Consider the following 26,241-nt stretch of genomic DNA (forward strand, 5'->3'; position numbering starts at 1 on the left):
CAAGCAGTTTGACTTATTTTTCCTTGCCTTTGCTACCGGTGATCTTCCATGGCTTTCTCCGAACGCGTTGCCCGCCTCAAAAGCTCCCTGATCCGTGAAATTCTTGCCGCGGCGCAACGTCCGGAAGTGATGTCCTTCGCCGGTGGCCTGCCCGCCGAACCGATGCTGCCCAAGGTCGACTGGAGCGAAATGCCGGCGAGCATGGGCCAGTACGGCATGAGCGAGGGCGAGCCGGCATTGCGTGAAGCCATCGCCGCCGAAGCCCGCGCCCTGGGCGTGCCCTGCGACGCCAGCCAGGTGCTGATCGTCAGCGGCTCGCAGCAGACCCTGGACCTGGCCAGCAAGCTGTTCATCGACCCGGGCACCGAAGTGCTGCTCGAAGCGCCGACCTACCTGGCCGCGCTGCAGGCGTTCCAGCTGTTCGGTGCCGACTGCATCGCCGTGCCGCAGGAGGCCGACGGCCCGCAGATCGATGCCCTGCGCCAGCGCCTGGAGCAGCACAAACCGGCCTTCGCCTACCTGATCCCGACCTTCCAGAACCCGTCGGCCGTGCGTTACAGCGAAGCCAAGCGCGACGCCGTGGCGGCGCTACTGGACGAGTTCGGCGTGACCCTGATCGAAGACGAACCGTACCGCGAGCTGGTGTTCGACGCCGGCAGCGCCACGCCGATCGTCAGCCGCCTGAAGAAGGCCAGCTGGATCTACACCGGCACTGTGTCCAAGACCCTGCTGCCGGGCCTGCGCGTCGGCTACCTGATCGCCACCCCGGACCTGTTCCCGTACCTGCTGCGCCTGAAGCAGTCGGCCGACCTGCACACCAACCGCATTGGCCAGTGGCAGGCGCTGCAATGGCTGGGCAGCGAGAAATTCCGCGGTCACCTGGCCGAGCTGCGTGACTTCTACCGGCTGCGCCGCGACGCCATGCAGGCGGTGCTGGAAGAGCACTTCAGCGACCTGGCCGACTGGCAGGTGCCCCAGGGCGGGCTGTTCTTCTGGCTGACCCTCAAGCAGCCGCTGGACACCCGCACGTTGCTGGCACCGGCCCTGGCTCAGAACGTGGCGTTCATGCCGGGCGAACCGTTCTTCATCGACCCGGACCAGCACCCGGGCCACCTGCGCCTGAACTTCAGCCATGTGGCGCCGGAGCGCCTGGGCGAAGGGCTCAAGCGACTGGCCAACGTGATCCGTGAGGCACAGGCCGGCGCGTGAGCGCGCGGTAATCGAACAGCACGAGGATGAATCAAGGGGAGGGCACACGCATGTACAAGGTTTATGGCGATCACCGGTCGGGCAACTGCTACAAGGTCAAGTTGATGCTGCACCTGCTCGACCTGCCGTATGAGTGGGTGCCGATCGACATCCTGCGCGGTGAAACCCAGAGCGAAGCGTTTCTGGCGAAGAACCCCAACGGCAAGATCCCGGTGCTGGAGCTGGAAGACGGCACCTGCCTGTGGGAGTCCAACGCGATTCTCAACTTCCTCGCCGACAAGAGCGACTTCCTGCCGACCGAGCCGCGCCTGCGTACCCAGGTGCTGCAGTGGCAGTTCTTCGAGCAGTACAGCCATGAACCCTACGTGGCAGTCGCCCGTTTCATCCAGCTCTATCAGGGCATGCCGGAGGAGCGCCGCGAGGAGTACCTGGTCTGCCAGGCCCGTGGTTACAAGGCGCTGAAGGTCATGGAAAAGCAGTTGCAGCGCACGCCGTACCTGGTGGGCGATCACTACTCGATCGCCGATATCGCCCTCTATGCCTACACCCACGTGGCTGACGAAGGCGGTTTCGACCTGGGTGCCTACCCGGCCGTGCGGGCCTGGCTGGAGCGTGTCGCCAGCCACCCGCGCCACGTGACCATGCTGGGCTGAACGCGGTGGCGTGGACAACCGGGGGAATTGCCGCATAATCCCCGCGTTGTCCACGCCGTCCTTCCCTGGAACGTCCATGCGCGCACCCTGGCGTATCACCCTCATCTGGCTGCTGATGCTCGCCCTCCCGGCGCAGGCGATGGCTGCCAGCGTGATGCAGGCCTGCCATGCGGTTGCGCCGTCCGCCGCTGCCAGCCTGGCGGCCCACCACGGTGGCCAGCATGAGACGGCCAGCGCTTCGCACCACGGCGATCACCAGCCTGACCAGCAGACGCCCAGCGCCGGCACCTGCAGCCTGTGCGCCGGCTGTGTCGGTGCGGCGGTGTTGAACAGCACGGCGAGCCGCTTTTCTCCCTGGCAGGCGAACGGGCCGTCCAGGGCAGCCCTCGTCCATTTCGATGGTTTCATCGCCGACACGCCGGAACGCCCACCGCGGCCGTCGCTCCTCTGATTCCTTCCGGCGTCCTGACGCCGACCACCGCTACCTGGCGATTGCCCGCAGCCTGCGCGCAACGCCGCTTTCCGTGTTTGCGCGTCTGTGACGTGGGAACGCGGAACACGAGGAGAACACGATGAAACAACTGTTGAACCTGAACGCCCTGATCCTGGCCGCCACGGCGCTCCTGGCCAGCCCTGTCGCCCTGGCCCATGACGACGCCCACGCCGGCCACGGCGCCGCCCCTGATCATGCCGCCGGGCACGGTGAGCACGCGGTCCACGGGACGAGCGACGGGCAGAAGCCCTGGGGCATCGCCGGCGACCCACAGGCCGTCGACCGGGTGATCGAGGTGCGGATGAACGACCAGATGCGCTTCGTCCCCGAGCAGATCGAGGTCAAGCAGGGCGAGACCATCCGTTTCGTGCACCGCAACGAGGGCGCCCTGATGCATGAGTTCGTGCTGGGCAACAAGGCCGAGCTGGATGCCCACGCGGCCATGATGGCCAAGATGCCTGGCATGCAGCACGACGCGCCGTACATGGTCCATGTCGGGCCAGGGCAGCAGGGCGAGTTGGTGTGGACCTTCAACCGGGCGGGGGATTTCGACTTCGCCTGCCTGATCGCTGGCCATTACCAGGCTGGCATGGTCGGCCAGATCCGCGTGGTGGCCGCCGAATAAGGCCCTAGAGGGTATTGGCAGGCGCCAGGAATGACGGGCGAATCACCAGGTTCGCCTGGGGCATGCCGATATGCGCGCCCTGGGAGTAGTCGATGCCCAGGGCCTGCACCTTCTGTTGCACCGCCGGACCGTGGACGAACTCGGCCACGGTCTGCATGCCCAGGCTGCGGGCAAAATTGACGATCCCCTGGGTCACGCTGTAGGCGTTGGCGTCGCTGTCGAGTTGCTTGATCAGGCTGCCGTCGATCTTGATCAGGTCGATGTTCAGGCGCAGCAGGTGCTCGAAGTTGGAGTAGCCGGTGCCGAAATCGTCGATGGCAATGCGGCAGCCCAGCGCTTTCACGTCGCTGATGAAGGCGTGTACTTTCGCGTAGTTCTCGATGCCTTCCGATTCCAGTATCTCGAAGATCAGTCGCGGGCCGATGCCACTCTGTAGCAGCTTGAGCTTGATGAAGCGCGTCAGCTCGGGGTCGACCATGTCCTCGTAGGACAGGTTGATGGAAAACTCGAAGGGCAGGTCGCGGAACACCGCGCAGCATTTCTCCACCATGATCCGGGTGATCTGCCGGTGCAGGCGGATGCGCTTCGCCACATCCAGGAACAGCGCCGGGTTCACCGGCTGGTCATTCTCGTCGAGCATGCGCACCAGGCATTCGAACTTGCTGATCTGCCCGCTGTGGTTGTCCATGATCGGCTGAAAATAGGGGCGAATACGGTCTTCCTGCAGGGCCAGCTTGAGGTGATTGGCCCATTGCAGGTTGTGTTCGTAGCGCTCGCGCAGCTTCAGGGCGGGGTCGTAGACCAGGTGATTCTTCTGCCGCTGGCGCGCCAGCTTGAGCGCGATGGCCGCAGCGGACAGCACGTCCACCGCCGGCTTGCCGGCAAACGCCGCGGCGCCCAGGGTGGCGGTGAGGTTGATTTCCTGGTCGTGCCAGAGCAGCAACCGCGTGTGGATGAAGGTCGACAGGGCCTGCAGGCGTATTTCCAGCTGCCGGGCGTCGAGCTGTTCGGCGATCAGCACGGCGAACTCGTCGGCGCTCATCTTGTACAGCCGCTGCTTGCCTGATTCATGGTCCTGGGTAAGCAGGTGGCCAAGCTGACTGGCCAGGGTGGTCAACACGTAGTCGCCGCACTCGTGGCCGAAGAAACCGTTGATTTCCTTGAAGGCGTCCAGGTTGATCAGGATCAGGCTGCTGCGCGGCTGGCGCTTGAGGTCCTGCAGCAGCCGGGCGCGGTTCGGCAGCTGGGTCAGCGGGTCGGTGTAGGAGGCATCGAGCTGGCGCATGATGCCGGCCACGAAATACAGGATCAGACCGGACAACACCAGCAGGCTTACGCCCATGATGGCCAGGATGCGGTAGTTGCTGGCGCGCATCGGTTCGAGCACCGAGTCGATCTCGTGCTGCGGCACACCGATCCCGAACAGCATCCCCGACTGGGTGCGGGCGTGCAGCAGGGTGTAATCCACCCCGTCCACCGCCAGGGTGTCGCGCTGCATCACCCCGGAGGTCGGACGCCGCTCGGTGGCCGCGCCGTTGCGCCCCTGCAGGCGCTTGAGAATGGCGTGCATCACCGGTTCGGCAGGCTGGCCGCCGTTGCCCTGGGCGGGGCTGGAGAGGTTGCGGTTGTCGCTGTCGAGCAGGAAGGCAAAACTGCTGGGCGTAACCCGCACGCGGCCAATCAGCTTGATGGCTTCTTCGGGGCGCCAGTCGGTGGTGGCCAGCCCGATGATCCGCCCGTCCTGGTTGTGCATCGGGCTGGCCAGGGTGATCAGCACCGCCTTGGCCTGCTCGCTGTGGTAGGCCGCGCTCCAGTAGTAGGGGTGCGGCTGCAGCGGGGTCTGGCGCCAGTCTGGCGGCAGCGCGGTGCGGTACCACGGCTGTTGCGGGTAATTGTCCTGCCCGGGGTGGCGCACCATGGCGATGCGGTTCTCGGCGGCCCAGTAGGCGTAGCGGGCAAAGCCGTAGGCCGCGTTGGGAAAGGCCTGGGGCTCGAACCACAGGCCGCCGCCGAAGGCCTCGGGGAAGTCGCGCACATGCTGGCGCAAGGCGTTTTCCAGTTCCTGGTTGCTGCCGCGGTCCAGTTGCAGGCGGTTGAAGGTCTCGCCCAGGCGCGCCAGGTCTTCGGTGTTCTGCTCCATCAACTGGTGACGGGCATCGATCCGTTCGAGGTTGGCCTTGAAGGTGTCCTCGATCTGGGCCCGGCGCAGCTCGGAAAGGGCCTGCTGCGAGTACCCCAGGTTGAGCGAAGACATGACCCACATGCCGCTGATGAACATGGCCACCAGGAGCAACAGCACGAGCATGATCGATTGCTTCAGGGGGTTCATCGCGCAGCGGAACGCCAGATGAGAAGGGTTCCTTTCAGCGTAGAGGCAAACGCACGTCGGTGCCGGGTGGCAGGGCCCCCTTCAGGTCGGCAGCAGACGACCGGCAGGGGGCGGGCAGGGATCAGGCGGCGAAGCGGTCCTGCAGGTAGGCGGCGATGGCCTTGGACTCGTACAGCCAGGTGGTCTGGCCGTTTTCCTCGATGCGCAGGCACGGCACCTGGATCTTGCCACCTTCCTGCTCCAGGGCCTGGCGGTGCACCGGGTCGTTCTTGGCGTCGCGCAGGGCCACCGGCAGGTTCAGCTTGTGCAGGGTACGGCGGGTTTTCACGCAGAACGGGCAGGCGTGGAACTGGTACAGCGCCAGGTTCTGCGCGGCCTGTTCAGCGGCAGCCTGGGCCTCGGGGCTGCGCTTGAGCTTGGCGGGGCGGGTCAGCAGGTCAATCAGCACGATCAGTTGGCCGAGGCCATTGCGCAGTACCTTGAGAATCATCGAAACACTACCTCGGGTGAAAAATGCGGTCGCGAAGCTTACCCGAGTTTGCTGGCGTTTGGCCTGTCGCGATGCCGAACGGCGCCTCTGGCGAGCACCGCGCCGGCGTATTGGGCATAATCCCAGGCCAGCCATGGAGCCCCGACACGCCGATGAAACCCGAAGACCTGGAACTGCTGGTAACCCGCGAGATGCCCTACGGCAAGTACAAGGGGCGGCTGATCGCCGACCTGCCGGGCAACTACCTCAACTGGTTCGCCCGCGAAGGCTTCCCTCAGGGCGAGATCGGACGCCTGCTGGCGCTGATGCAGGAGATCGACCACAACGGCCTGTCGCCCTTGCTCGACCCGTTGCGGCGCAAACCGCGGGAAGGGTTCAAGAAAAACCGCTGAAGGCGCGGTTGCGCGACTTCATGGGTCGATCGTTCCCACGCTCCGCGTGGGAACGCATCCGGGACGCTCCGCGTCCCATTGGCGCGCAGGTGGTGGACAAGCTTCGCGTTGTCCACCCTACGGGTTGCGGCAGTCGGGCTATCTGTAGGAGAGGCCTTTGATCGTTCCCATGCTCTGCGTGGGAATGCATCCGGGACGCTCCGCGTCCCATCGGGCGGGGGCCGGATAGCAAACAGCCGGCGCAAGGCCGGCTGTTTTGTGACACCTGAACGGATCAGTTATTGACCAGGCTCAGGAACTCACTGCGGGTGGCGGCGTTTTCGCGGAATTCACCGAGCATCACCGAGGTGACCATCGACGAATTCTGCTTCTCCACGCCGCGCATCATCATGCACATGTGCTGCGCTTCGATGACCACCGCCACGCCCAGGGCGCCGGTGACCTGCTGGACCGCTTCGGCGATCTGGCGGCTGAGGTTTTCCTGGATCTGCAGGCGGCGGGCGTACATGTCGACGATGCGCGCGACCTTGGACAGCCCCAGGACCTTGCCGCTGGGGATGTAGGCGACGTGGGCCTTGCCGATGAAAGGCAGCAGGTGGTGTTCGCACAGCGAATACAGCTCGATGTTCTTCACCAGCACCATTTCGCTGTTGTCGGAGCTGAACAGCGCGCCGTTGGTGACTTCCTCCAGGGTCTGCTGGTAGCCGCGGCAGAGGTACTGCATGGCTTTGGCAGCGCGCTTGGGCGTGTCGAGCAGGCCTTCGCGGGAGACGTCCTCGCCGAGCTGGCCGAGGATCGCGGTGTAATTCTGTTCCAGGGACATGGGGTTTCCTGTGGGGACTCGTATGCACAGAGGCGCAAGGGTAGGGCGCGGCCGCTACGCTGGCAAGGGCCGCAAGCGGCCCGGGCAGTCGGTTGTCGCCATTGGCCGCTCGAGTTGTCGCTTTGCCGGTCTATTCGTCGCGGCCATCCATCATGGTGCGCTTGAGCATCACATAGACCGCGCCGGTGCCGCCGTGCTTGGCCAGGCAGGAGGTGAAACCGAGCACCTGCGGGTGCTGGCGCAGCCAGGTGTTGACGTGGCTCTTGATCATCGGCTTGCGGCCGTCCATGCGCACCGCCTTGCCGTGGGTCACGCGCACGCAGCGGACTTCCAGGCGCGCCGCTTCGGCGAGAAACTCCCAGAGGGTGTCGCGGGCCTTCTCGACGCTCATGCCATGCAGGTCGAGGCTGCCTTCGAAGGCAATCTGGCCGAGCTTGAGCTTGCGCATCTGGCCGTCCTGGACGCCGTTGCCAGCCCAGTACAGCGGGTCTTCGGCACCCACGTCGATGACGAACTGGTCAGACAGGCCGTCGACCTTGGTCGATTCCTGGCGAATGGTCGCCGCCTGGCGCAGGGTGGCCTGTTGCTTGCGGTCGGGTTTGGGTTTGCCGGTGTCGGCGCGGTCGTGCTTGATCGGCTTGACGCCACGCAGCTCGGCTTTGAACAGGGAAAAATCGTCGTCTTGCATCGGGGCCTCCACGAAGGCGGCTAGTTTACCCAGGCAAGGCGGCGGTCAGTCGCGTTTTTTCATCAGGTGGGGCGACAGGCTCAGGTCGCTGGGGCGACGCAGGCGACGGCGGCACATGCGCCAGACGGCGATACCGCCCCACAGCAGCACCAGGCCGAGGACCAGCAGCACCACGGCGGCGCCGGTGGAATCGTTCAGCGGGCCCAGGGCTGGCGGGCGGCCGAGCAGGGTGGCGGTGCCGGCCATGCTGAGCAATATGCCGAACGCAGCGAAGAGCGCGGCCATGACGGCGGCCAGCCGCAAGCGCCAGTTGCCTGGCCCTCGAGGTCGCAGACGGCGAGCGTCAAAACCATCGGTTATCTTCATCCCGATTCCTCAGTGGCTATCGGCGGTATGACCGGCTGGCCGGGCAGGGGTTCCCGAAAGGGCTGCCCGTGGCGAGCGGATGTGACGCAACCGGCCTTTCAGATCAGCGCGCTGGCGTGGGGCACCACGGCGGCAAAGTTGTCGGCCAGGGCGATGATTTCGGCGCGGTGCATGTCCGCTGCGCTGATGATCTGGCCGTCGGGCGTGGGCAGGTCACGGGTCGCGCAGGCGGCGTCGACCACGGTGCAGCGGTAGCCGTAGTCCTTGGTGGCGCGCACGGTGGTGCTGATGCTGGAGTGGGTCATGAACCCGCAGATGATCAGGTCCAGGTGGCCCAGGGCCTGCAGGCGATCATGCAGCTCGGTGCCACTGAAGGCGTTGGGCATGCGTTTCTCGACCACGATCTCGCCCGGCAGCGGCGCGGTTTCCGGCAGGTGATGACCACGGGGGCCACGGGGGTCGAGCAGGCCATCGGGAATGCCCAGGTGCTTGACGTGCACGATCGGGCGGCCCAGCAGGCGGGCGGCGGTCAGCAGCTTGACGATCTCCACCAGCGCGGCATTCAGCCCAGGCAGTTGCACCACACCACTGCGGTACTCTTCCTGAGCATCGATGATCACCAGGGTGGCGTTGCTCAGGCTGGCGGGCGCATGGCTACGGCCGGTGATTTGGAACAGTGTCTGCGGGTGTGACATGAAAAGGGCTCCTCGCTGGCGCGGACATCTTTTTGCCTATTGTCCGCCTGTGAGGGCTCGCTGTGAACCTCTTCGTTTCACTGTATTGCGAATGAGTGGCGTCGAGCGCAGAATCGAACGACTTCACAGGGTGTGAGGTCATAGGGCAAAAGGAGTTGCTGATGGATGTTTTCTCGCAGTTGTCCGCCCATTTCTGGTTATTGTTCGCCCTGGCGATTTCGATCGCCGTGATCCGCGAGCTGCGCCGCGAGCGCGACTAATCCCCGTTCTTCGTTTTCCTATTTCCTGACACTCCTGCGCGGGGCCACCTGCCGTGTGCGGGACAGGCTGTTAAACTGCGTGGACTTTCGTTTGGAGATTCCACGTGACCGACGCTTTTGCTGCCCGCCAAACCCGTTTACGCACCGTGCGCGACTACATCCGCTGGGCGGTCAGCCGTTTCCAGGATGCCGGGCTGTTCTTCGGCCATGGCACCGACAACGCCTGGGATGAGGCCCGCCAACTGGTGCTGGGCGCGTTGCACCTGCCGTGGGAAATCGCCGACGGCTACCTCGATTGCCGCCTGGAAGACGACGAGCACGCCCACCTGCAGGAATTGCTGCGTCTGCGTATCGAAGAGCGCGTGCCCACCGCCTACCTGCTGGGCGAAGCCTGGTTCTGCGGCCTGCCGTTCGTGGTCGACGAGCGGGTCCTGGTGCCGCGCTCGCCGATCGCCGAAGTGATCGACAGCCGCTTCCGCCCCTGGCTGGCCCACGAGCCGGCGCGCATCCTCGACCTGTGCACCGGCTCCGGCTGCATCGGCATTGCTTGCGCCTATGAGTTCACCAAGGCCGAGGTGGTGCTGGGCGACCTGTCGTTCGATGCCCTGGAAGTGGCCAACCAGAACATCGAGCGCCATGGCTTGGAAGAGCGGGTCTACACCGTCCAGGGCGACGGCTTCGACGGTCTGCCGGGCCAGCGCTTCGACCTGATCGTCTCCAACCCGCCCTATGTCGATGCCGAGGATTTCGCCGACATGCCGGCCGAGTACCAGCACGAGCCGGAAATGGGCCTGGCCTGCGGCAACGACGGCCTGGACCTGGTGCGCCGCATGCTGGCCGAGGCCGCCGATCACCTCACGGAAAAAGGCGTGCTGGTGGTGGAAGTGGGCAACAGCCAGGTGCATGTCGAAGCGTTGTACCCCGAGGTGGACTTCACCTGGCTGGAATTCGAGCGGGGCGGGCATGGCGTCTTTCTGCTGGCCGCCCAGCAGTGCCGCGAGCACCAGGCGCTGTTCCGCTCCCGCGTGAACGGCTGAGGCTGAAGTCTCAGCGCCGGGCTAGCGGGTCGCGATCCAGATCAGCAGCCCGGCCTGGAACAGGGAAAACGCCACCAGGCAGGTGATGGTGAAGCGCAGGCTGCCATCTTCGCGCTTGAGCAGGCTGATGCGTTCTTCCAGCTTGCGGATCTTGCCGTCCTGCTCCTGCAGGTTGTGATCGGCCTGCTGCAGCATGGCCGCGGCATCGAGCAGTTCGACGATCTGCACCTTCTCGGTGTGCCAGTCGCTGTGCAGGGCGCTGACCCGCGCGGCGCTGTAGGTCGCCTTCAATTGCAACGGGTCGGCGTACTCCACCACGAATCCCTGGGCTTGCAGGCAATGGTCGCGGCGCGCCCGGGCGTCTTCGCTGAGTGCATCCTTGGCCGGCAGGGCGCCGCCTTCGACCAGGTAATGCGCACAATGCTGGCGGGCCCAGGCGATGCCCTGAGCCAGGAGAAACCGCCCCAAACCGCGGTTCGGCGGTTCGACCTGCAAGCCCTTGTCGCTGCCGAAGCGGACTTCCTTGCTGCGGTGATCGATCCACACCTCGAGCAGGTTCTGTTCCTTGCGCAGGCGTTGGCCGGGCAGCTGGATGGTCAGGCGCAGCAGGCTCTGTTCCTTGCTGTGGCGTTCCACCCGGCCCAGTTGAACGAAACGCAGCGGCCGCGCCCCGGTGTGGCGATCGACCTGCAACGGCGCCAGGCGCAGCAGGCGAAAGTGCTCCGGCGGCAGGTCGGCCCACGGGTGGGTCGGCTCGGCGTGGGCCTGTTCGTCGCTGGCGGTTTCGGCGGCCGCATCAGCGTTGGGGAGGTCGGTGTCGGTCATCAGCAGCAGTCCTGTACGCGTAGCCAACGCATGCAGCGCGCCAGCTTCCTACCTATCGGCCGGTATTCCCGATACTGGAGGCTGGCGTTCTGCCGGTAGCCTCGATGAAGGCCACGATATGCGCGATCAGCGCGCGTGCCAACGGCAATTGCGGGTTGTCGTAGGACGCCAGCTGCGCCTTCACGTCCAGCGGCACGATGCGCAGCACATGGTTCATTCCCTCGATGATGGCCAGCTCGGCGTCGGGCTTGGCCGCCTTGAGCATGGTGGCGTCGGCCACGCTGACCTGCATGTCGTGGCTGCCCTGGACGATCAGCGCCGGGATCGACAGCTGGGCGAAGGCCTCGGCGGGGTTCTGGCGGAACAGGGAAATCAGGTACGGCTGCACGCTGGGGCGAAACAGCACCTCAAGGTCTTTCGGCACGTTTTCGGTGGTCTTGCCGGCCACCAGGCGGTCGAGCAGGCGGTTGCTCTGGGCCAGCAGGTCGGGTGGCAGGCGGTAATGCAGCTGTTCGCGCAGCACCTGGTCGATGGGCCGCGAACTGCCGGCCACGGCAATCAGGGCGTCGGCTTCGCTGCGCGGCGCGGCCAGGCTGGCGATCAGCGCGCCCTCGCTGTGGCCCAGCAGGATCAGCCGGCTGAAACGCGGGTCCGCCTTGAGCTGGCGGCTCCAGGCAATCACATCGGCCACATAGAGTTCGACGCTCAGGTCGCGTTCGTCCGGCGTGGCCGCGCGGCTGGCGGCAATCCCGCGCTTGTCGTAGCGCAGGCTGGCGATGCCCTGGCGCGCCAGGGACTGGGCCAGGCGCTTGAGGCTGTCGTTGTGGCCGCCCTCGGGGTTGTTGCCGTTGCGGTCGGTGGGGCCGGAGCCGGCAACCAGCAGCACCACCGGCACGGGCGCCTCGCTCTGGGGCAGCAGCAGGGTGCCGTGCAAGGTCCCCATGGGGGTTTCCAGGTCGACGGCGCGTTGCAGGGTAGTGGTGGGGGCGGCGTGGGCGAGGCTGGCCAGTAGCGTCAGGGACAAGAGGAGGGCTCGCAGCATGAACGGGTACTGTGGCTGAAGGAATCTGTTGGACGCGTTCATCGGCATAAGGTTCGAGGGTGAACTGGGCTGGCGCCACGGGTATACTCGCGGCCTTCATTCGAGCAAGGCCCTCGGCGAGCGCATGGTCGCACCGTCAGGCTCGGTACTGATTCACGGGAGTATCCTGCAAATGTCCGGCAATACCTATGGCAAGTTGTTCACCGTCACCACCGCGGGCGAAAGCCATGGCCCGGCGCTGGTCGCCATCGTGGACGGTTGCCCGCCGGGGCTGGAATTGTCCCTGGAGGACATGCAGCGCGACCTCGACCGGCGCAAGCCCGGTACCAGCCGCCACACCACCCAGCGCCAGGAAGACGACGTCGTCGAAATCCTTTCCGGGGTGTTCGAGGGCAAGACCACCGGTTGCGCCATCGGCCTGCTGATCCGCAACACCGACCAGAAGTCCAAGGACTACTCGGCGATCAAGGACCTGTTCCGCCCGGCCCACGCCGACTACACCTATCACCACAAGTACGGCATCCGCGACTACCGCGGCGGCGGCCGCAGCTCGGCGCGCGAAACCGCCATGCGCGTGGCGGCCGGCGCCATCGCCAAGAAATTCCTCGCCACCCAGGGCATCGTGGTCCGTGGCTACATGAGCCAGCTGGGTCCGATCGAGATCCCGTTCAAGACCTGGGACAGCGTCGAGCAGAACGCTTTCTTCAGCCCCGACCCGGACAAGGTGCCGGAGCTGGAGGCCTACATGGACCAGCTGCGCCGTGACCAGGATTCGGTCGGGGCGAAGATCACCGTGGTCGCCGAAGGCGTGATGCCGGGCCTGGGCGAGCCGATCTTCGACCGCCTGGACGCCGAGCTGGCTCACGCGTTGATGAGCATCAACGCGGTGAAGGGCATCGAGATCGGTGCCGGCTTCGCCAGCGTCGCCCAGCGTGGCACCGAGCACCGTGACGAACTGACGCCGGAAGGCTTCGTGTCGAACAACGCCGGCGGCATCCTCGGCGGGATTTCCTCGGGTCAGCCGATCGTCGCGCACCTGGCGCTGAAGCCGACCTCCAGCATCACCACCCCGGGCCGTTCCATCGATGTCGATGGCAACCCGGTGGACGTCATCACCAAGGGCCGCCACGACCCGTGCGTGGGCATCCGCGCCACGCCGATCGCCGAAGCCATGATGGCCATCGTGCTGATGGACCACCTGCTGCGCCACCGCGCGCAGAATGCCGACGTGCGTGTGAACACGCCGGTGTTGCCACAGCTGTGACGGTGTTCGAGCGAAGCGCCGGCCCGTTGCGCATGCCCCGGGTATCGCTTCGCTCGACCCTGGCCGCGGCATGAACGGCGCGGTGCCGTACTGGCGGCTGTCCGGCTTCTACTTCTTCTATTTCTCGCTGCTCGGCGCCACGGCGCCGTTCCTGGCGCTGTATTTCGACCACCTGGGGTTCTCCGCCGCGCGCATCGGCGAGCTGGTAGCCATTCCCATGCTGATGCGCTGCATTGCGCCCAACCTGTGGGGCTGGCTGGGCGACCATACCGGCCAGCGCCTGGCCATCGTGCGCGTGGGCGCGTTCTGCACCCTGGTGTGCTTCGCCGGCATCTTCATCAGCCACGAATACGCCTGGCTGGCGCTGATCATGGCCACCCACGCATTCTTCTGGCATGCGGTGCTGCCGCAGTTCGAGGTCATCACCCTGGCCCACCTGCGCGAGCAATCGGCGCGCTACAGCCAGATCCGCCTGTGGGGCAGCATCGGCTTCATTGCCGCCGTGGTGGGCCTGGGGCAGCTGTTCGAGCTGCTCAGCCTGGACGCCTACCCCTGGGCCATGGTGCTGCTGATGGCGGGCATCGTGGTCAGCAGCTTCTGGGTGCCCAACGCGCAACCGCAGATGCGCCCCAACAGCCTGACCGAGGGCGGTTTCCTGCGGCAATTGCGGCGCCCCGGCATCCTGGCGTTCTACCTGAGCGTCGGCCTGATGCAGCTCAGCAACGGCCCGTACTACACCTTCCTGACTCTGCACCTGGAATCGCTCGGCTACAGCCGCGGCCTGATCGGCCAGCTCTGGGCCCTCGGCGTATTGGCGGAAATCGTGCTGTTCATGGTCATGGCCAAGCTGCTGGCGCGCTATTCGCTGCGCACGGTGCTGCTGGCAAGCTTCCTGATCACTGCCGTGCGCTGGCTGCTGCTGGGCAACCTGGCTGATCACCTGCTCGTGCTACTGTTCGCCCAGTTGATGCATGCGGCGACCTTCGGCGCCTTCCATGCGGCGGCCATCCACTTCGTGCAGCGCAGCTTCGCCGATCGCCAGCAAGGGCAGGGCCAGGCCCTTTACGCGGCGCTGGCCGGCGTGGGCGGTGCGCTGGGTGCCTTGTACTCCGGCTACAGCTGGAACACCCTGGGGCCGGCCTGGACCTTCGCCCTGGCCAGCCTGGCCGCCCTGGCGGCTGCGATCATCACCGCCACCCGCATGCAGGACGAGCGGCCCTGAGCCGCGCGCCTTAACCCGATCGAGCGAGAAACCGACCATGAGCAGCCTGAGCGTCTACCACGTTTCCTTTCCCGCGCAACCGAACAAGGTCCTGACGCACCTCGACGACATCGCCAGCACCCTGGCGGCGGTCGGCGTCACGGTCGAGCGCCGCGAGGCCAGCGCGCCGTTGAAGCCCGGCGCCAGCCAGGACGAGGTGCTTGCCGCCTATGCGGCTCAGCTCGACGCCTGGATGACCGAGTTCGCCTGCGCCCATGCCGAAGTGACCAGTGTCGTTCGCCAGGACCCGCAGAAGGCCGAGCTGCGCGCCGCCTTGCTCGACGAGCGACGCCGCGACACGGAAGAGGTGCGCTACATCGCAGCCGGCAGCAGCCTGCTGGCCCTGCACATCGACGACTACGTGTACGCCATTCGCTGCGAGCGCCATGACCTGATCCGGGTGCCGGCGGGCGTCGCCCACTGGGTCGATATCGGCGAAGAGCCGCACGTGCTGTCGATCAGCCTGTTCAAGAACCGCGACGCTGCCGCCAGCCAGTCCACCGGCAGCGACATCGCCCGCCAGTACCCCGGGCTGGACGACTGAACCCGCCGGGAATCCAGCCTGCCGCGAAGCCTCGACTATCCTCAACGAGTACCCCTTCGCACAGGAGCGTCACCATGGGTTCCACCCTGAACAGCCTGATTGGCCTGGTCATTCTGGCGCTGGACATCTGGGCCATCATCAACATCGTCAAAAGCAACACCGAGACCGGCAAGAAGGTGCTCTGGGTGTTGCTGATCCTGTTCCTGCCGGTGGTGGGGCTGATCATCTGGGCGTTGCTCGGCCCACGGGGCAACGTGCGGATCTAGCGTCGCCCGCTACAGCGCCAGGCTGGCCTGTTCCTGCTGCTGCGCGCCTTCGAGCTTGAGCAGCAGCGACTTGCGCGGCAGGCCGCCGGCGTAACCGGTCAGGCTGCCGTCGCGGCCGATGACTCGGTGGCAGGGGATAATGATCGAGATCGGGTTGGCGCCATTGGCGGCGCCCACCGCGCGCACGGCTTTCGGCCGCTCGATACGTTCCGCCAGGGCGCTGTACCAGGTGGTCTGGCCGAACGGGATGTCCTGCAGGGCGCGCCATACCGCCTGCTGGAACGGCGTGCCCCTGGGCGCCAGGCGCAGGTCGAAGCGCGTGCGCCGGCCGGCGAAATACTCGTCCAGCTGCCGGCACACGGCGTCCAGGTGATTGCCACCCGTCTGCCAGTCCTCGCCGATGCGCCAGGGCTTGCTGTCCAGTTCCATGTACAGCTGCTGCAGCCCTTGCTCGTCGCCGGCCAGCAGCAAGGGGCCGATGGGGCTGTCGTGGTAGCGGTAGAACATCGGATCACCTCTCGGAATAGTTGTGCCACAGGTGCGCGGCGGCATAGGCGCGCCAGGGTCGCCAGGCTTCGGCGCGGGTCTTGAGGCTGCGGGCGTCGATGCCCTCCGGGCCCCAGACCGGCGCCTTGAGCAGGCCCAGGTCGCTGGCAGGAAACGCATCGGCCTCGCCGAAGGCACGCAACGCGATGTATTCGGCGGTCCACGGGCCGATACCGGGCAGGGCGCACAAGCGCTCTATCAGCGCGGCACTGCCGTCTTCCAGGCTCAGGCGCAGCTCGCCGCTGGCAATCTGCCCGGCGAAATGCTGCAGGGTCTGCACCCGCTTGCCGGGCATGCCGATGCCATCGAGGTTGGCTTCAGCCAGCGCTTCGGGGCTGGGGAACAGCCGCTCGACCCCGATGGGCGCATCCACCAGCGGCGTACCCAGGCGGGTCAGCAGGCGCGCGGTGATGGTCACGGCGGCCTTGACCGTCACCTGCTGGCCGACGATGGCGCGCACCGCCTGCTCGAAGGGGTCGAAGGCCGTGGGCAGGCGCAGGCCGGGGTTGCGGGCCAGCATGGCGGCCAGGTGCGCATCGCAGGCGAAGTGCCGGGCGATCTGCCCCGGGTTGGCGTCCAGGTCGAACATCTTGCGCACCCGTCCGATCAGCGCGCCCTGGCACGCATCGGCCGACGGGCTGTGGCGCAGTTCCAGGCAATGATCGGTACGCGGGCTCACGCTGAACCAGCCGCTGACGCCGCCGAGCCGGAAGCTGCGGCTGTAGCAATCGGTATCCAGCTGTTCCATGCCGGGCAGGGCACGCAGGGCGAAATGGCCGTGGAACTGCCGCCAATCCCAGGGGGGCTGGTAGGGCAGCAGGACGAAGCGTTCGGTGGTCGTGGTCATGCCGCGAAGATAACCCTGCGCGCTGCGCTTGTCAGTGCGGTTCTGACTTTCAAACCGGCTGACTGCTGTAGATGGCACGACTTAGAATGCCCGCCGTCATCATTCCAGCCGAACGAGTTAGAGCCATGGAATTTCCCCGTAAACGCATCGCCGTCGGCGCACGAATTCGCGACGAGCAGGGGCGCCTATTGCTGGTGAAACCGGCATACCGCGACGGCTGGCTGATTCCCGGCGGCGTGGTGGACGCCGATGAGTCACCTGGAGACGGCTTGTTGCGCGAACTGCGGGAGGAGCTCGGGTTGAGCCTGCCGCTGGGCGCGCTGTTGTGCGTGGACTACGTGGCCGCCGGTGCTGCCTACGGCGAGGGCCTGCACCTGTTGTTCGACGGTGGATGCCTGGATGCCGCGCAGGTGTACGCGCTCGTGATCACCGACCCTGAGCTGGTCGCCTTGCAGTGGGTGCCCCCGCTCGAAGCCCAGGCCCTGCTGGTACCCAGCCTTGCCCAACGGCTACGGAGCCTTGAGCAGGCCGCGCCTGGCGGCCTGCTGTACCTGGAAAACGGCTTGCCGCTGGCGTCCTGAGGAACAGGCTGTTGCGGCTTACATGTCGCCGCTCAACTGGCCATCAGTTGCCGGCCCTGGTCCAGACTCTGATCGACCAGCCACTTGCCGTGGGCGATCGAGGCGCGCTGGGCCTTGTCCAGTTCGGACAGGAAGGACACCTGCATCGGCAGGGCCAGGCGTTTGGTGCGGCGGCCATCAGGCATGGTGATGTGGCAACCGCCGGCCCAGGGCGTCGGGATGCCCGGGTGCTCCATGACGTCAGCGGTGATGGTGTGGTTGCGGTGGGTGCATTGCAGGGTGCTCATGGGATCAACCTCCGAACGAGGCCGCCATCAGGTCTGCCACCATGGGAATCAAAAGGGACCTGATGGTTCGGCAGGGTAAGACAGGGCTGGTAGCCAGCCGTGCATGCTGCTCACGCTTTTGTTCCTCGTCCGATGCTACGCCTGACGGGGATTTTCTCAAGGGGTTGCGACGGGCACCCGCTGGCTGCGGTACTGGCCGGGCGTGAGGCCCTTCCAGCGCTTGAAGGCGTGGATGAAGTTCGACACGTCGCCGTAGCTCAGGCGTTCGGCGATGTCTTCCAGGGTCAGGCTGTCGATCCCCAGCAGTTCCTCGGCAATCGCCTGGCGCACTTCGTCCTGCAGCAGGCGAAAGCGCGTGCCTTCTTCTTCCAGGCGGCGGCGCAGGGTGCGCGAGGTCATGTGCAGCTCACTGGCCAGCTGTTCCATGTCCGGCAGGCGCCCCGGCTGGCTTAGCAGGCGATCGCGGATGCGCCCGGACAGCCCGGCGCGGATGCGGCGCTTGTTCAGCAGCGCCTGGCATTGCTGTTCGCAGTGCCGGGCGACCTCCGGGTTGGCGCCCGGCAGCGGTTGGTCCAGGAAGCGGCGCTCGAAAACGATGCGGTTTTCCGGGGCATCGAAGGTCGGTGTCAGGCCGAAGACATCCCGGTAGGCACTGGGGTCTGCCGGAGCCGGCAGGCGAAAGCTGACGCTGATCAGCGGGAAGCGGGTGGCCGTCAGGTCGCGCTGCAGGTGCATGAGGCCAGCGGTGTCGCGCTCCAGGATGAAGGTGCGCAGGTCTTCCGGCACATCCCGTTCATCCAGCACCAGGTGCGCGTGCTCGCCGACTTCCTCCAGGCGCATGCCGTGAAAGGCGTAGGTCAGGTCGAGGTAGCGCAGGCCGATCTGTGCGGCGCTGCGGAAGGTCGGGCTGCTGAGCAGGGCGAAGCCCCAGATGCCGTAGGTGCTGAGGTGGTAGCGCGGGCCGACTTTCAGACCCAGCCCCGGCAGGTGTCCCAGGCCCTGGACCAGGTTGCGGATCAGGCACAGCTCCTGGGCGGCGTCGATTTCCGCGCCGGGGTCGCCCAGTTGCGCCAGGTTCAACCCGGTGCCGTGCAGGCAGCGCTCCAGGGACAAGCCCTGGTCCAGGCCGAACTGGGTCAATAGCTGGGCGCTGACGGCGCTGCGTCGCAGGGGCCACTGGGTGGGGGTGAGCCTGACCATAGGTTGTCCGAATTTCACAACTTTTGGCCGACTATGCCATAACGACCGGCCGATGGGCACAGTAGGATGCTGGCGGAACGGATTGCGTTGCGGTGCTCCTGCCGGGGCACCGTCTACTTTCTCGGAGCATAACAATGACCAATAGCTCCCCGGCACAGGCCCCCGTGCGTGTGCTGATCATCGGCAGCGGCTTCGCCGGCCTCGGCCTGGCCATCCAGCTGCAAGAGCGGGGTATCGACGATTTCCTGATCCTGGAAAAGGGCACGGAGATCGGCGGCACCTGGCGTGACAACAGTTACCCCGGCTCCGCCTGCGATGTGCCTTCGCACCTGTACTCCTTTTCCTTCGCCCCTAAGCCCGATTGGACGCGCAAGTACGCGCCCCAGGCGGAAATCCATGCCTACATGCACGACTGCGTCACGCGCTACCAACTGCGGCCGCGCATTCGCCTCGGTTGCGAGGTGCGCAGCGCCCGTTTCGACGAGGCGCGGGCATTGTGGCAAGTGACCCTGGCCAGCGGCGAAACCCTCGACGCCCAGGTGCTGATCAGCGCCTGCGGCCAGCTCAACCAGCCGGCCTACCCGAACATCGCCGGCCTCGAGCGCTTCCAGGGCGAGGCCTTTCACTCGGCGCGCTGGCGGCACGACCTGGACCTGAGCGGCAAGCGGGTGGGGGTGATCGGCACCGGCGCCTCGGCCATCCAGTTCGTGCCGCAGATCCAGCCGCAGGTGGCGCAGCTGACCCTGTTCCAGCGCTCGCCGGCCTACGTGCTGGCCAAGCCGGACCGCCCGTACCGCCCCTGGGAGCAGGCGGTGATGCGCGCAGTGCCCTGGTTGCAGCGTGTCGACCGCTTGCTGAAGTACATCCAGCACGAAGCCCGGGCCCTGGCCTTCGTGCATGCGCCCTGGCTGATGCCGCTGTTTCGCCGGGAATTCGTCAATCACCTGAACCGGCACATGCCGGATGCGCAGAAGCGTGCGCAACTGGTGCCGGACTACCCCATGGGCTGCAAGCGCATCCTGATCAGCAATGATTACTACCCGGCGCTGGCCCAGGCCAACGTGGCGATCGTCAGCAGTGCCATCGCCGAGGTGAACGAGCGCGGCGTGGTGGACCGGGAAGGGCGCGAACACCCCTGCGATGTGCTGATCTACGGCACCGGCTTCGCCGCCACGGATTTCCTGGCGCCGATGCAGATCACCGGGCGCGGTGGCCTTGACCTCAACGAGGCCTGGAAGGAGGGCGCAGAAGCCTACAAGGGCATCAGCGTCAGCGGATTCCCCAACCTGTTCATCCTCTACGGGCCGAACACCAACCTGGGCCACAACTCCATCATCTACATGCTGGAAAGCCAGTTCAGCTACGTGCTCGGCTGCATCGAGGCGCTGCAGACGCGTGGCTTGCGCTACATGGACGTCAAGGCCGAGGTCCAGCAGCGCTACAACCAGATGATCCAGGCCGGCAACCGGGGCTCGATCTGGGAGCACGGCTGCGACAGCTGGTACAAGATCGCCTCCGGCAAGAACACCAACAACTGGCCGGGGTTCACCCTCACGTACCGCTACCAGACCCGTGCACCGGAGTTGACCGACTATGACTGCGTCCGCTGAATTCACCGCGCCCGCCGCCGATCAGCCACTGCTGCGCCGCGTACTGCGCGGCCTGCTGCGGGTGCTGTTCCGTGGCCTGGTGCGCCCGCCGATGCCGATTGGCGGGCAGCGTCTGGTCATCACTCTGCTGACCGCCATCACCCCACCGCAGCGGGGTGTGACCCGCACCCCGGGCAGCCTTGCCGGCCTGGCCTGCGAATGGCATCGCCCGGTGGCACCGAGTGCCCATGTGCTGCTGTACCTGCACGGCGGTGCCTTCATCATCGGCGGGCCCCACACCCACCGGGCGATCTGCGGCAGCCTGGCCAAGCGCGGTCAGTTCAATGTGTGCGCCCTGGATTACCGGCTGGCCCCGGAGCATCCATTCCCGGCGGCCCGCGACGATGCGGTCGCCGCCTACCAGGCGTTGCTCGAGGCGGGTTATCTGCCAGAGCAGATTGCCATCGGCGGCGACTCGGCCGGGGGCAACCTCAGCCTGGTGACCGCCTTGCGCCTGCGCGACCTAGGGTTGCCCGTGCCGGCGGCGTTGGTGTGCTTTTCGCCCTCCACCGATTGCAGCGGCGAACGGATGCACCAGCCACCGGCGGGCGATCCGCTGCTCAACCGGCTGTGGGTGGAACAGGCCATGGACCTGTACTGCCCGGCCGATCTGCCGCGCAACGACCCGGCCATTTCGCCGCTGTACGCCGACCTGCAGGGATTGCCGCCGGTGCTGATCCAGGTCGGCGAGGACGAAATCCTGCTCAACGACAGTCTGCGTTTCACCGAGCGTGCCACGGCCGCCGGGGTCACGGTGCGGCTGGAGCGTTATCCGGACCTGTGGCACGTGTTCCAGGCCCACGCCGGTGTGCTCAAGGCGGCGGACCGTGCGCTGAGCCGCGTGGCGGACTTCCTGCGTGAGCGAGGTTTCTGAGATGCCGAATATCCTGATTACCGGTGCGGCATCGGGTATTGGTGCCGCCACGGCCCGGCTGTTCCATGCCCGGGGCTGGCAGGTGGGGCTGGTGGACATCGACGTCGCCGGCCTGGCCGCCTTGTCCGGAGAGCTGGGCGGCGCCTGGCACGCCGCGCTGGATGTTTGCGACGTGGCGGCGGTGCAGGGCGCCCTGGCGGATTTCTGCAGCCGGCACGACGGCCAGCTGCGCCTGTTGTTCAACGGCGCCGGCATTCTGCGCTGCGGCCACTTCGAAGCGATCGACCAGGCCGAGCATGCCCGCATCCTGCAGATCAACGTGCTGGGCCTGCTCAACGTCACCCATGCAGCCTTCGCTTACCTCAAGCGCACGCCGCAGGCCCAGGTGATCAACATGGGCTCGGCATCCGGGGTATACGGTGCGCCGTTCCTGGCCAGCTATTCGGCCAGCAAGTTCGCCGTGCGCGGCCTGACCGAAGCGCTGGAGCTGGAGTGGGAGCGCCATGGCATCCGGGTCGGCGACCTGATGCCGCCGTTCGTGAGCACGCCCATGGTGGCCAGCCAGCAGTTCCGGGTGCCGGCCATGGACCGCCTGGGCGTTACCCTGGAGGCAGCGGACATCGCCGAAGCCGCCTGGCAGCAGATGCAGCAACCCCGGGTACACCGGCCGATCAGCCTGTCATTCAAGCTGCTGTACTGGTCCGGGCAAATTTCTCCGGCCTGGCTGACGCGCCTGATCATGCGCAGATTGAGCTGCTAAAAGCACTGAAAAGTCCATCTGCGGCGGGCTACCGCCCGTCGCTGCCCCTCCCGGCGTTCCAGCCGGCCTTCGACAAACCCGCCCCACACGCACTACCCTGAAAGAGACGGTTCCGGGTCGTTAGCCAATGGCCCGACGTCCACCAGCCCTGGCTACAGGTCTGGCTTATGACATATCGAGCAGCAGTCGCTCGATTCTCAGGCGTCGCCTTCACGGGTGGCGCAACACCGCCAAGGTACTGGCGGTTGCAATGGGAAAGCGGTTAATCCATCCATCGCATGAGGAGACAGGTTCATGAGCACAGCCTTGCACAATGATGTCAGCACCAACGTGTTGCAGCGGATGAAAGAGGGCGGTTTCGATTTCTCTAGCGTCCACCCCATCGAGTTCTACGCCATCTTCCCCGACGAGGAACGTGCCCGGATGGCAACACGCAATTTCCGCGGCGAATCCCTGCATACCCTGGTCACCGAGCGTGATGACGGTGCCTGGAACCTGCAGGTCAGCAAAGTCATGTACGCCACCCACGCCGGAATCGGCGACTTCGAGCAGAACATGGAGTCGGTCGTTGTGCCCCTGGGCGGTACCCTCGATGGCTGGGGCGTGACCCAGGAGGTCAAGGGTCTGCGTCCCTGAACCACCCCAGCGCGCCGGCACCGCATGGCCGGCGCGCTGGGGCCGATGCCTCTCTGTCCAGCGCTGCCCGTCAGGGCTGTTGTCCTGCTGGAAACAACCTGCAAAACACTGATTCCGCGGCTGTGCGAAGCGTCCGAACCCGGCTTTCGCCTCGCTTGCGAGGCGCTTCATGGGTGGTCTGCACCCGGCAAGCGCAGCGCAATCTCCACTCACGGGGGAAACTATTCGGCGTTTGCAGTCTCAACAAAAGAACCGTAACGGCGTGCTGCCGTTTGGGGCACGACACGTACCGCCAGGGCACAGCGCTGCCCCATGCGGGTGCGAGGCGTTTTGAAGGCATACCCAATGCCTTGATTCAAAAGGAATAAGCCCGCTGGCTCGGGCTTTGCAGCACCCCGGTATACCCGGGTGACAAGGAGTACGGTATGGCCCGCACCTTTTTTGACGAGATGTACCTGCCGAACGGGGACTGCCGCCCGCATTACCGGGAGTTCTCCCGCTGGCTGGCGCAAACCCCCACGGACCTCCTGGCCCAGCGCCGCCGCGAGGCCGATCTGCTGTTTCACCGGGCTGGCATCACCTTCACGCTGTACGGCGACGACCAGGGCACCGAACGCCTGATTCCCTTCGACATCATTCCGCGCAGCATTCCGGCCAGCGAATGGCGCATCGTCGAGCGCGGCTGCATCCAGCGGGTGCAGGCGTTGAACATGTTCCTCGCCGACCTCTACCACGACCAGCGCATCATCAAGGCCGGCATCATTCCCGCCGAGCAGGTGCTGGCCAACGAGGGCTACCAGCTGGCGATGCAGGGCCTGGACCTGCACCGCGACCTGTATGCGCACATCGCCGGGGTCGACCTGGTGCGCGACGGCGACGGCACCTACTACGTGCTCGAAGACAACCTGCGCACCCCGAGCGGCGTGAGCTACATGCTCGAAGACCGCAAGATGATGATGCGCCTGTTCCCCGAGCTGTTCGCCGCCCAGCGCGTGGCGCCGATCGACCATTACCCCAGCCTGCTGCTCGACACCCTCAAGAGCTCCAGCCCGCTGGACAACCCCAACGTGGTGGTGCTCACCCCGGGGCGTTTCAACAGCGCCTATTTCGAGCACGCCTTCTTGGCCCGGGAGATGGGCGTGGAGCTGGTGGAAGGGGCGGACCTGTTCGTGCGTGACGACAAGGTGTTCATGCGCACCACCGCCGGCGCGCGCCAGGTAGACGTGATCTACCGCCGCCTGGACGACGCCTTCCTCGACCCGCTGGCCTTCAATCCCGATTCGATGCTCGGTGTGCCCGGGCTGCTGTCCACCTACCGCTCCGGCAACGTGGTGCTGGCCAACGCCATCGGCACCGGGGTGGCGGACGACAAATCCATCTACCCCTACGTGGGCGAGATGATCCGCTTCTACCTGGACGAAGAGCCGATCCTCAAGAACGTACCCACCTGGCAGTGCCGCAAGCCCGACGAGCTGTCCCACGTGCTGGCCAACCTGCCGGAGCTGGTGGTCAAGGAAGCCCAGGGCTCCGGCGGCTACGGCATGCTGGTGGGCCCGGCGGCGAGCAGGGCGGAAATCGAAGCCTTCCGCGCCCGGCTGATCGCCCGGCCCGAGGCCTACATCGCGCAGCCGACGCTGTGCCTGTCCACCTGCCCGACCTTCGTCGAGAACGGTATCGCGCCGCGCCACATCGACCTGCGGCCCTTCGTCCTCTCCGGCCGCGAAACCCGCCTGGTGCCGGGCGGCCTGACCCGGGTGGCGCTGCGCGAAGGCTCGCTGGTGGTCAACTCGTCCCAGGGCGGCGGAACCAAGGACACCTGGGTGGTGGAGGACTGACCATGCTGAGTAGAACCGCCTCTGACCTGTACTGGATGTCGCGCTACCTGGAGCGTGCGGAAAACCTCGCACGCATGCTCGACGTCAGCTACTCGCTGTCGCTGATGCCCCAGGACGACCGTGGCGACGGCCTCGACGAACTGGCGCTGCCGCTGATGATCACCGGCACCCTGGACGAATACCTGAACCGCCACGGCCAGATGCATGCCGAACGCATGCTGCACTTCTTCGCCCTCGATGCGGAAAACCCGGCCAGCATCTACTGCTGCCTGCAGGCCGCGCGGACCAACGCCCACGCCGTGCGCGGGCGGATCACCGCCGACATGTGGGAGAACATCAACGCCACCTGGCTGGAAATCCGCGGGATTTCCGAGCAGGGCCTGGGGCGCTACGGCATCAGCCGCTTCTGCGAATGGGTAAAGGAACGCTCCCACCTGTTCCGCGGCGCCACATTCGGCACCATCATGCGCGGCGACCCGTACCGCTTCATCCGCCTGGGCACCTTCATCGAGCGCGCCGACAACACCCTGCGCCTGCTCGATGCGCGCTACGAAATGCTCGGCGAGGACATCGACGAAGTGGAGGGGCTCCAGGCCCGCAGCTACTACCAGTGGACCGCCTTGCTCCGCGCGTTGTCGTCGTTCGAGGCCTTCGCGGAGATCTACCGGGGCTCGCCGGGCACACGCAAGGTGTCCGAATTGCTGCTCCTGCGTCCGGAGGTGCCGCGCTCGCTGCGCGCCTGCATGGACGAACTGAACCAGATGCTCGCCAGCCTGCCGGGGGAGAACGGTCGCCCGGCCCAGCGCATGGCCGCCGAGCTGGAAGCGCGCCTGCGCTACACCAGCATCGACGAGGTGCTGGATGCCGGGCTGCACGCCTGGCTGACCGATTTCATCCTGCTGGTTCGCCAGTTGGGCCAAGCCATCCAAAGTTCCTACCTGGAGGTCGCATGAGACTGTCCATTCGTCACGACACCACCTACCACTATGACGACCAGGTGCGCGGGAGCATCCAGTACCTGCGCCTGACGCCCCACGACAGCGAGCGCCAGCAGGTGCTCAACTGGCAGCTCAACCTGCCGCGCCCGGTGCGGGCCCAGCTCGACCCCTACGGCAACATCCTGCATGTGCTGACCCTGGAAGAGCCGCACGAGTCGCTGGTCATCGGCGCCCGCGGGCTGGTGGAGATCGACGAGCGCCGCGAGGCCGAGCACGAAGCGCAGTCGGCCTTGCCGTTTTTGCGCTACACCCGCCTGACCCAGCCCGACGAGGCCTTGCGCGAGTTCGCCAGCGCGCAATGCAAGAGCCGCCGCGACCGCAACGGCCTGATCGACCTCATGCATGCGCTGCACGAGCACATCAGCCACCGCCCCGGGGCCAACGTCTCCGAGGCCAGCGCCGCGCAGGCCTTCGCCGACCGCCAGGGCGTTGGTCAGGACCAGGCCCATGCCTTCCTGGCCTGCAGCCGCAGCCTGGGCATTCCGGCGCGCTACGTGTCGGGCTACGTGTACACCCGTAGCCAGGACCACCTGGCCAGCCACGCCTGGGCCGAAGCCTGGCTTGATGGCGCCTGGTACAGCTTCGACGTCACCAATTGCCTGGCCAGACCGGAACGCCACCTGAAACTGGCGGTCGGACTGGATTACCTGGATGCCTGCCCGGTCAGGGGCATGCGTCGCGGGGATGGCATCGAAAAACTGCACGCGCACGTCGATTTCGCCCCGTTACTCCAGGTGCAGGAGCAGTAACCCGGACGGGCAACTCA

General features: G+C 66.2%; 30 protein-coding genes. 18 read left to right on the forward strand and 12 right to left on the reverse strand.

Going from position 1 to position 26,241, the window contains the following annotated elements:
• Positions 1-48: 48 nt before the first annotated feature.
• The 4 genes from N5C28_RS08040 (at position 49) to N5C28_RS08055 (ending at position 2,980) form a co-directional block, all read left to right on the forward strand.
• On the forward strand, positions 49-1,209 hold the full coding sequence (locus N5C28_RS08040) for a PLP-dependent aminotransferase family protein (protein ID WP_279821478.1): 1,161 nt from the start codon (positions 49-51) through the stop codon (positions 1,207-1,209).
• A 50-nt stretch (positions 1,210-1,259) separates the two neighbouring features.
• A complete protein-coding gene (locus tag N5C28_RS08045; protein ID WP_279821479.1) occupies positions 1,260-1,862 on the forward strand; it encodes a glutathione S-transferase family protein in 603 nt (200 codons plus the stop codon).
• Between the two features lie 76 nt (positions 1,863-1,938).
• Positions 1,939-2,313, forward strand: a complete 375-nt coding sequence (locus N5C28_RS08050; RefSeq protein WP_279821480.1) for a hypothetical protein — start codon at positions 1,939-1,941, stop codon at positions 2,311-2,313.
• 121 nt (positions 2,314-2,434) lie between these two features.
• On the forward strand, positions 2,435-2,980 hold the full coding sequence (locus tag N5C28_RS08055) for a cupredoxin family protein (RefSeq protein WP_279821481.1): 546 nt from the start codon (positions 2,435-2,437) through the stop codon (positions 2,978-2,980).
• Between the two features lie 4 nt (positions 2,981-2,984).
• Here N5C28_RS08055 and N5C28_RS08060 read toward each other — a convergent pair whose 3' ends face one another.
• Both N5C28_RS08060 and N5C28_RS08065 read right to left on the reverse strand, forming a co-directional pair.
• A complete protein-coding gene (locus tag N5C28_RS08060) occupies positions 2,985-5,285 on the reverse strand; it encodes an EAL domain-containing protein (protein ID WP_279821482.1) in 2,301 nt (766 codons plus the stop codon).
• Positions 5,286-5,430: 145 nt separating this feature from the next.
• Positions 5,431-5,799: a glutaredoxin gene (locus N5C28_RS08065; protein WP_279821484.1), complete on the reverse strand. Its 369-nt coding sequence runs from the start codon at positions 5,797-5,799 to the stop codon at positions 5,431-5,433.
• Between the two features lie 152 nt (positions 5,800-5,951).
• Between N5C28_RS08065 and N5C28_RS08070 the strand changes: the two genes are divergently transcribed.
• Entirely contained in the window at positions 5,952-6,191 is a 240-nt protein-coding gene (locus tag N5C28_RS08070; protein WP_279821485.1) for a DUF3820 family protein, read from the forward strand.
• A gap of 274 nt (positions 6,192-6,465) precedes the next feature.
• On the opposite strand, the gene folE is transcribed toward N5C28_RS08070, so the two are convergent.
• From folE to N5C28_RS08090, 4 genes are all read right to left on the reverse strand, one after another.
• Positions 6,466-7,014: a GTP cyclohydrolase I FolE gene (folE, locus tag N5C28_RS08075; protein WP_279821486.1), complete on the reverse strand. Its 549-nt coding sequence runs from the start codon at positions 7,012-7,014 to the stop codon at positions 6,466-6,468.
• A gap of 130 nt (positions 7,015-7,144) precedes the next feature.
• Positions 7,145-7,702: a Smr/MutS family protein gene (locus N5C28_RS08080; RefSeq protein ID WP_279821487.1), complete on the reverse strand. Its 558-nt coding sequence runs from the start codon at positions 7,700-7,702 to the stop codon at positions 7,145-7,147.
• Between the two features lie 45 nt (positions 7,703-7,747).
• Positions 7,748-8,068, reverse strand: coding sequence for a hypothetical protein (locus N5C28_RS08085; protein ID WP_279821488.1), 321 nt, complete (start codon positions 8,066-8,068; stop codon positions 7,748-7,750).
• A 98-nt stretch (positions 8,069-8,166) separates the two neighbouring features.
• Positions 8,167-8,763 (reverse strand): cysteine hydrolase family protein, encoded by a 597-nt coding sequence (locus N5C28_RS08090; RefSeq protein ID WP_279821489.1) that lies wholly within the window; start codon positions 8,761-8,763, stop codon positions 8,167-8,169.
• Positions 8,764-9,127: 364 nt separating this feature from the next.
• On the opposite strand from N5C28_RS08090, the gene prmB reads away from it, so the two are divergent.
• On the forward strand, positions 9,128-10,060 hold the full coding sequence (prmB, locus tag N5C28_RS08095) for a 50S ribosomal protein L3 N(5)-glutamine methyltransferase (protein ID WP_279821490.1): 933 nt from the start codon (positions 9,128-9,130) through the stop codon (positions 10,058-10,060).
• A gap of 21 nt (positions 10,061-10,081) precedes the next feature.
• Here the strand turns inward: prmB and N5C28_RS08100 are convergent, their stop codons facing one another.
• Together N5C28_RS08100 and N5C28_RS08105 are read right to left on the reverse strand one after the other, a co-directional pair.
• Complete coding sequence (locus N5C28_RS08100) at positions 10,082-10,885, reverse strand: hypothetical protein (RefSeq protein ID WP_279821491.1); 804 nt, start codon at positions 10,883-10,885, stop codon at positions 10,082-10,084.
• 52 nt (positions 10,886-10,937) lie between these two features.
• Positions 10,938-11,927: an alpha/beta fold hydrolase gene (locus N5C28_RS08105; RefSeq protein ID WP_279821492.1), complete on the reverse strand. Its 990-nt coding sequence runs from the start codon at positions 11,925-11,927 to the stop codon at positions 10,938-10,940.
• Between the two features lie 172 nt (positions 11,928-12,099).
• Between N5C28_RS08105 and aroC the strand changes: the two genes are divergently transcribed.
• The 4 genes from aroC (at position 12,100) to N5C28_RS08125 (ending at position 15,262) form a co-directional block, all read left to right on the forward strand.
• Positions 12,100-13,191, forward strand: coding sequence for a chorismate synthase (aroC, locus tag N5C28_RS08110; protein WP_279821493.1), 1,092 nt, complete (start codon positions 12,100-12,102; stop codon positions 13,189-13,191).
• 70 nt (positions 13,192-13,261) lie between these two features.
• Positions 13,262-14,413, forward strand: coding sequence for an MFS transporter (locus tag N5C28_RS08115; RefSeq protein WP_279821494.1), 1,152 nt, complete (start codon positions 13,262-13,264; stop codon positions 14,411-14,413).
• A 37-nt stretch (positions 14,414-14,450) separates the two neighbouring features.
• Positions 14,451-14,996, forward strand: coding sequence for an acireductone dioxygenase (locus tag N5C28_RS08120; RefSeq protein ID WP_279821495.1), 546 nt, complete (start codon positions 14,451-14,453; stop codon positions 14,994-14,996).
• Between the two features lie 74 nt (positions 14,997-15,070).
• On the forward strand, positions 15,071-15,262 hold the full coding sequence (locus N5C28_RS08125) for a PLD nuclease N-terminal domain-containing protein (RefSeq protein ID WP_279821496.1): 192 nt from the start codon (positions 15,071-15,073) through the stop codon (positions 15,260-15,262).
• 9 nt (positions 15,263-15,271) lie between these two features.
• On the opposite strand, the gene N5C28_RS08130 is transcribed toward N5C28_RS08125, so the two are convergent.
• Together N5C28_RS08130 and N5C28_RS08135 are read right to left on the reverse strand one after the other, a co-directional pair.
• The gene (locus tag N5C28_RS08130; RefSeq protein WP_279821497.1) at positions 15,272-15,769 is read right to left on the reverse strand and encodes a methylated-DNA--[protein]-cysteine S-methyltransferase; all 498 of its coding nucleotides are present in this window, start codon (positions 15,767-15,769) and stop codon (positions 15,272-15,274) included.
• A 4-nt stretch (positions 15,770-15,773) separates the two neighbouring features.
• The gene (locus tag N5C28_RS08135) at positions 15,774-16,655 is read right to left on the reverse strand and encodes a DNA-3-methyladenine glycosylase (protein WP_279821498.1); all 882 of its coding nucleotides are present in this window, start codon (positions 16,653-16,655) and stop codon (positions 15,774-15,776) included.
• A 125-nt stretch (positions 16,656-16,780) separates the two neighbouring features.
• Between N5C28_RS08135 and N5C28_RS08140 the strand changes: the two genes are divergently transcribed.
• Positions 16,781-17,236 carry an NUDIX hydrolase gene (locus tag N5C28_RS08140; RefSeq protein ID WP_279821499.1) on the forward strand — a complete coding sequence of 152 codons (456 nt, stop codon included), beginning with the start codon at positions 16,781-16,783 and terminating at the stop codon, positions 17,234-17,236.
• 32 nt (positions 17,237-17,268) lie between these two features.
• On the opposite strand, the gene N5C28_RS08145 is transcribed toward N5C28_RS08140, so the two are convergent.
• Together N5C28_RS08145 and N5C28_RS08150 are read right to left on the reverse strand one after the other, a co-directional pair.
• On the reverse strand, positions 17,269-17,523 hold the full coding sequence (locus N5C28_RS08145) for a hypothetical protein (protein WP_279821500.1): 255 nt from the start codon (positions 17,521-17,523) through the stop codon (positions 17,269-17,271).
• 156 nt (positions 17,524-17,679) lie between these two features.
• The gene (locus N5C28_RS08150; protein ID WP_279821501.1) at positions 17,680-18,723 is read right to left on the reverse strand and encodes an AraC family transcriptional regulator; all 1,044 of its coding nucleotides are present in this window, start codon (positions 18,721-18,723) and stop codon (positions 17,680-17,682) included.
• Between the two features lie 134 nt (positions 18,724-18,857).
• Between N5C28_RS08150 and N5C28_RS08155 the strand changes: the two genes are divergently transcribed.
• From N5C28_RS08155 to N5C28_RS08185, 7 genes are all read left to right on the forward strand, one after another.
• Entirely contained in the window at positions 18,858-20,333 is a 1,476-nt protein-coding gene (locus N5C28_RS08155) for an NAD(P)/FAD-dependent oxidoreductase (RefSeq protein ID WP_279821502.1), read from the forward strand.
• Positions 20,317-21,246 (forward strand): alpha/beta hydrolase, encoded by a 930-nt coding sequence (locus N5C28_RS08160; RefSeq protein ID WP_279821504.1) that lies wholly within the window; start codon positions 20,317-20,319, stop codon positions 21,244-21,246. Before N5C28_RS08155 ends, N5C28_RS08160 begins: the two co-directional genes overlap by 17 nt.
• 1 nt (position 21,247) lies before the next feature.
• Positions 21,248-22,006 carry an SDR family oxidoreductase gene (locus tag N5C28_RS08165; protein WP_279821548.1) on the forward strand — a complete coding sequence of 253 codons (759 nt, stop codon included), beginning with the start codon at positions 21,248-21,250 and terminating at the stop codon, positions 22,004-22,006.
• 294 nt (positions 22,007-22,300) lie between these two features.
• Positions 22,301-22,642 (forward strand): ribonuclease E inhibitor RraB, encoded by a 342-nt coding sequence (locus N5C28_RS08170; protein ID WP_279821505.1) that lies wholly within the window; start codon positions 22,301-22,303, stop codon positions 22,640-22,642.
• 425 nt (positions 22,643-23,067) lie between these two features.
• Entirely contained in the window at positions 23,068-24,477 is a 1,410-nt protein-coding gene (locus N5C28_RS08175) for a circularly permuted type 2 ATP-grasp protein (protein ID WP_279821506.1), read from the forward strand.
• Positions 24,478-24,479: 2 nt separating this feature from the next.
• A complete protein-coding gene (locus N5C28_RS08180) occupies positions 24,480-25,430 on the forward strand; it encodes an alpha-E domain-containing protein (protein ID WP_279821507.1) in 951 nt (316 codons plus the stop codon).
• Positions 25,427-26,224 (forward strand): transglutaminase family protein, encoded by a 798-nt coding sequence (locus tag N5C28_RS08185; protein WP_279821508.1) that lies wholly within the window; start codon positions 25,427-25,429, stop codon positions 26,222-26,224. Before N5C28_RS08180 ends, N5C28_RS08185 begins: the two co-directional genes overlap by 4 nt.
• Positions 26,225-26,241 lie beyond the last annotated feature (17 nt).

Origin of the sequence: Pseudomonas sp. GD03944 (genome assembly GCF_029839275.1) — a bacterium.
Classification (GTDB): domain Bacteria; phylum Pseudomonadota; class Gammaproteobacteria; order Pseudomonadales; family Pseudomonadaceae; genus Aquipseudomonas.

Coding starts and splice junctions, on each gene's coding strand:
- N5C28_RS08040 (WP_279821478.1), top strand. CDS start 49: ATGGCTTTCTCCGAACGCGTTGCCCGCCTCAAAAGCTCCCTGATCCGT.
- N5C28_RS08045 (WP_279821479.1), top strand. CDS start 1,260: ATGTACAAGGTTTATGGCGATCACCGGTCGGGCAACTGCTACAAGGTC.
- N5C28_RS08050 (WP_279821480.1), top strand. CDS start 1,939: ATGCGCGCACCCTGGCGTATCACCCTCATCTGGCTGCTGATGCTCGCC.
- N5C28_RS08055 (WP_279821481.1), top strand. CDS start 2,435: ATGAAACAACTGTTGAACCTGAACGCCCTGATCCTGGCCGCCACGGCG.
- N5C28_RS08060 (WP_279821482.1), bottom strand. CDS start 5,285: ATGCTCGTGCTGTTGCTCCTGGTGGCCATGTTCATCAGCGGCATGTGG.
- N5C28_RS08065 (WP_279821484.1), bottom strand. CDS start 5,799: ATGATTCTCAAGGTACTGCGCAATGGCCTCGGCCAACTGATCGTGCTG.
- N5C28_RS08070 (WP_279821485.1), top strand. CDS start 5,952: ATGAAACCCGAAGACCTGGAACTGCTGGTAACCCGCGAGATGCCCTAC.
- folE (WP_279821486.1), bottom strand. CDS start 7,014: ATGTCCCTGGAACAGAATTACACCGCGATCCTCGGCCAGCTCGGCGAG.
- N5C28_RS08080 (WP_279821487.1), bottom strand. CDS start 7,702: ATGCAAGACGACGATTTTTCCCTGTTCAAAGCCGAGCTGCGTGGCGTC.
- N5C28_RS08085 (WP_279821488.1), bottom strand. CDS start 8,068: ATGAAGATAACCGATGGTTTTGACGCTCGCCGTCTGCGACCTCGAGGG.
- N5C28_RS08090 (WP_279821489.1), bottom strand. CDS start 8,763: ATGTCACACCCGCAGACACTGTTCCAAATCACCGGCCGTAGCCATGCG.
- N5C28_RS08100 (WP_279821491.1), bottom strand. CDS start 10,885: ATGACCGACACCGACCTCCCCAACGCTGATGCGGCCGCCGAAACCGCC.
- N5C28_RS08105 (WP_279821492.1), bottom strand. CDS start 11,927: ATGCTGCGAGCCCTCCTCTTGTCCCTGACGCTACTGGCCAGCCTCGCC.
- aroC (WP_279821493.1), top strand. CDS start 12,100: ATGTCCGGCAATACCTATGGCAAGTTGTTCACCGTCACCACCGCGGGC.
- N5C28_RS08115 (WP_279821494.1), top strand. CDS start 13,262: ATGAACGGCGCGGTGCCGTACTGGCGGCTGTCCGGCTTCTACTTCTTC.
- N5C28_RS08120 (WP_279821495.1), top strand. CDS start 14,451: ATGAGCAGCCTGAGCGTCTACCACGTTTCCTTTCCCGCGCAACCGAAC.
- N5C28_RS08125 (WP_279821496.1), top strand. CDS start 15,071: ATGGGTTCCACCCTGAACAGCCTGATTGGCCTGGTCATTCTGGCGCTG.
- N5C28_RS08130 (WP_279821497.1), bottom strand. CDS start 15,769: ATGTTCTACCGCTACCACGACAGCCCCATCGGCCCCTTGCTGCTGGCC.
- N5C28_RS08135 (WP_279821498.1), bottom strand. CDS start 16,655: ATGACCACGACCACCGAACGCTTCGTCCTGCTGCCCTACCAGCCCCCC.
- N5C28_RS08140 (WP_279821499.1), top strand. CDS start 16,781: ATGGAATTTCCCCGTAAACGCATCGCCGTCGGCGCACGAATTCGCGAC.
- N5C28_RS08145 (WP_279821500.1), bottom strand. CDS start 17,523: ATGAGCACCCTGCAATGCACCCACCGCAACCACACCATCACCGCTGAC.
- N5C28_RS08150 (WP_279821501.1), bottom strand. CDS start 18,723: ATGGTCAGGCTCACCCCCACCCAGTGGCCCCTGCGACGCAGCGCCGTC.
- N5C28_RS08155 (WP_279821502.1), top strand. CDS start 18,858: ATGACCAATAGCTCCCCGGCACAGGCCCCCGTGCGTGTGCTGATCATC.
- N5C28_RS08160 (WP_279821504.1), top strand. CDS start 20,317: ATGACTGCGTCCGCTGAATTCACCGCGCCCGCCGCCGATCAGCCACTG.
- N5C28_RS08165 (WP_279821548.1), top strand. CDS start 21,248: ATGCCGAATATCCTGATTACCGGTGCGGCATCGGGTATTGGTGCCGCC.
- N5C28_RS08170 (WP_279821505.1), top strand. CDS start 22,301: ATGAGCACAGCCTTGCACAATGATGTCAGCACCAACGTGTTGCAGCGG.
- N5C28_RS08175 (WP_279821506.1), top strand. CDS start 23,068: ATGGCCCGCACCTTTTTTGACGAGATGTACCTGCCGAACGGGGACTGC.
- N5C28_RS08180 (WP_279821507.1), top strand. CDS start 24,480: ATGCTGAGTAGAACCGCCTCTGACCTGTACTGGATGTCGCGCTACCTG.
- N5C28_RS08185 (WP_279821508.1), top strand. CDS start 25,427: ATGAGACTGTCCATTCGTCACGACACCACCTACCACTATGACGACCAG.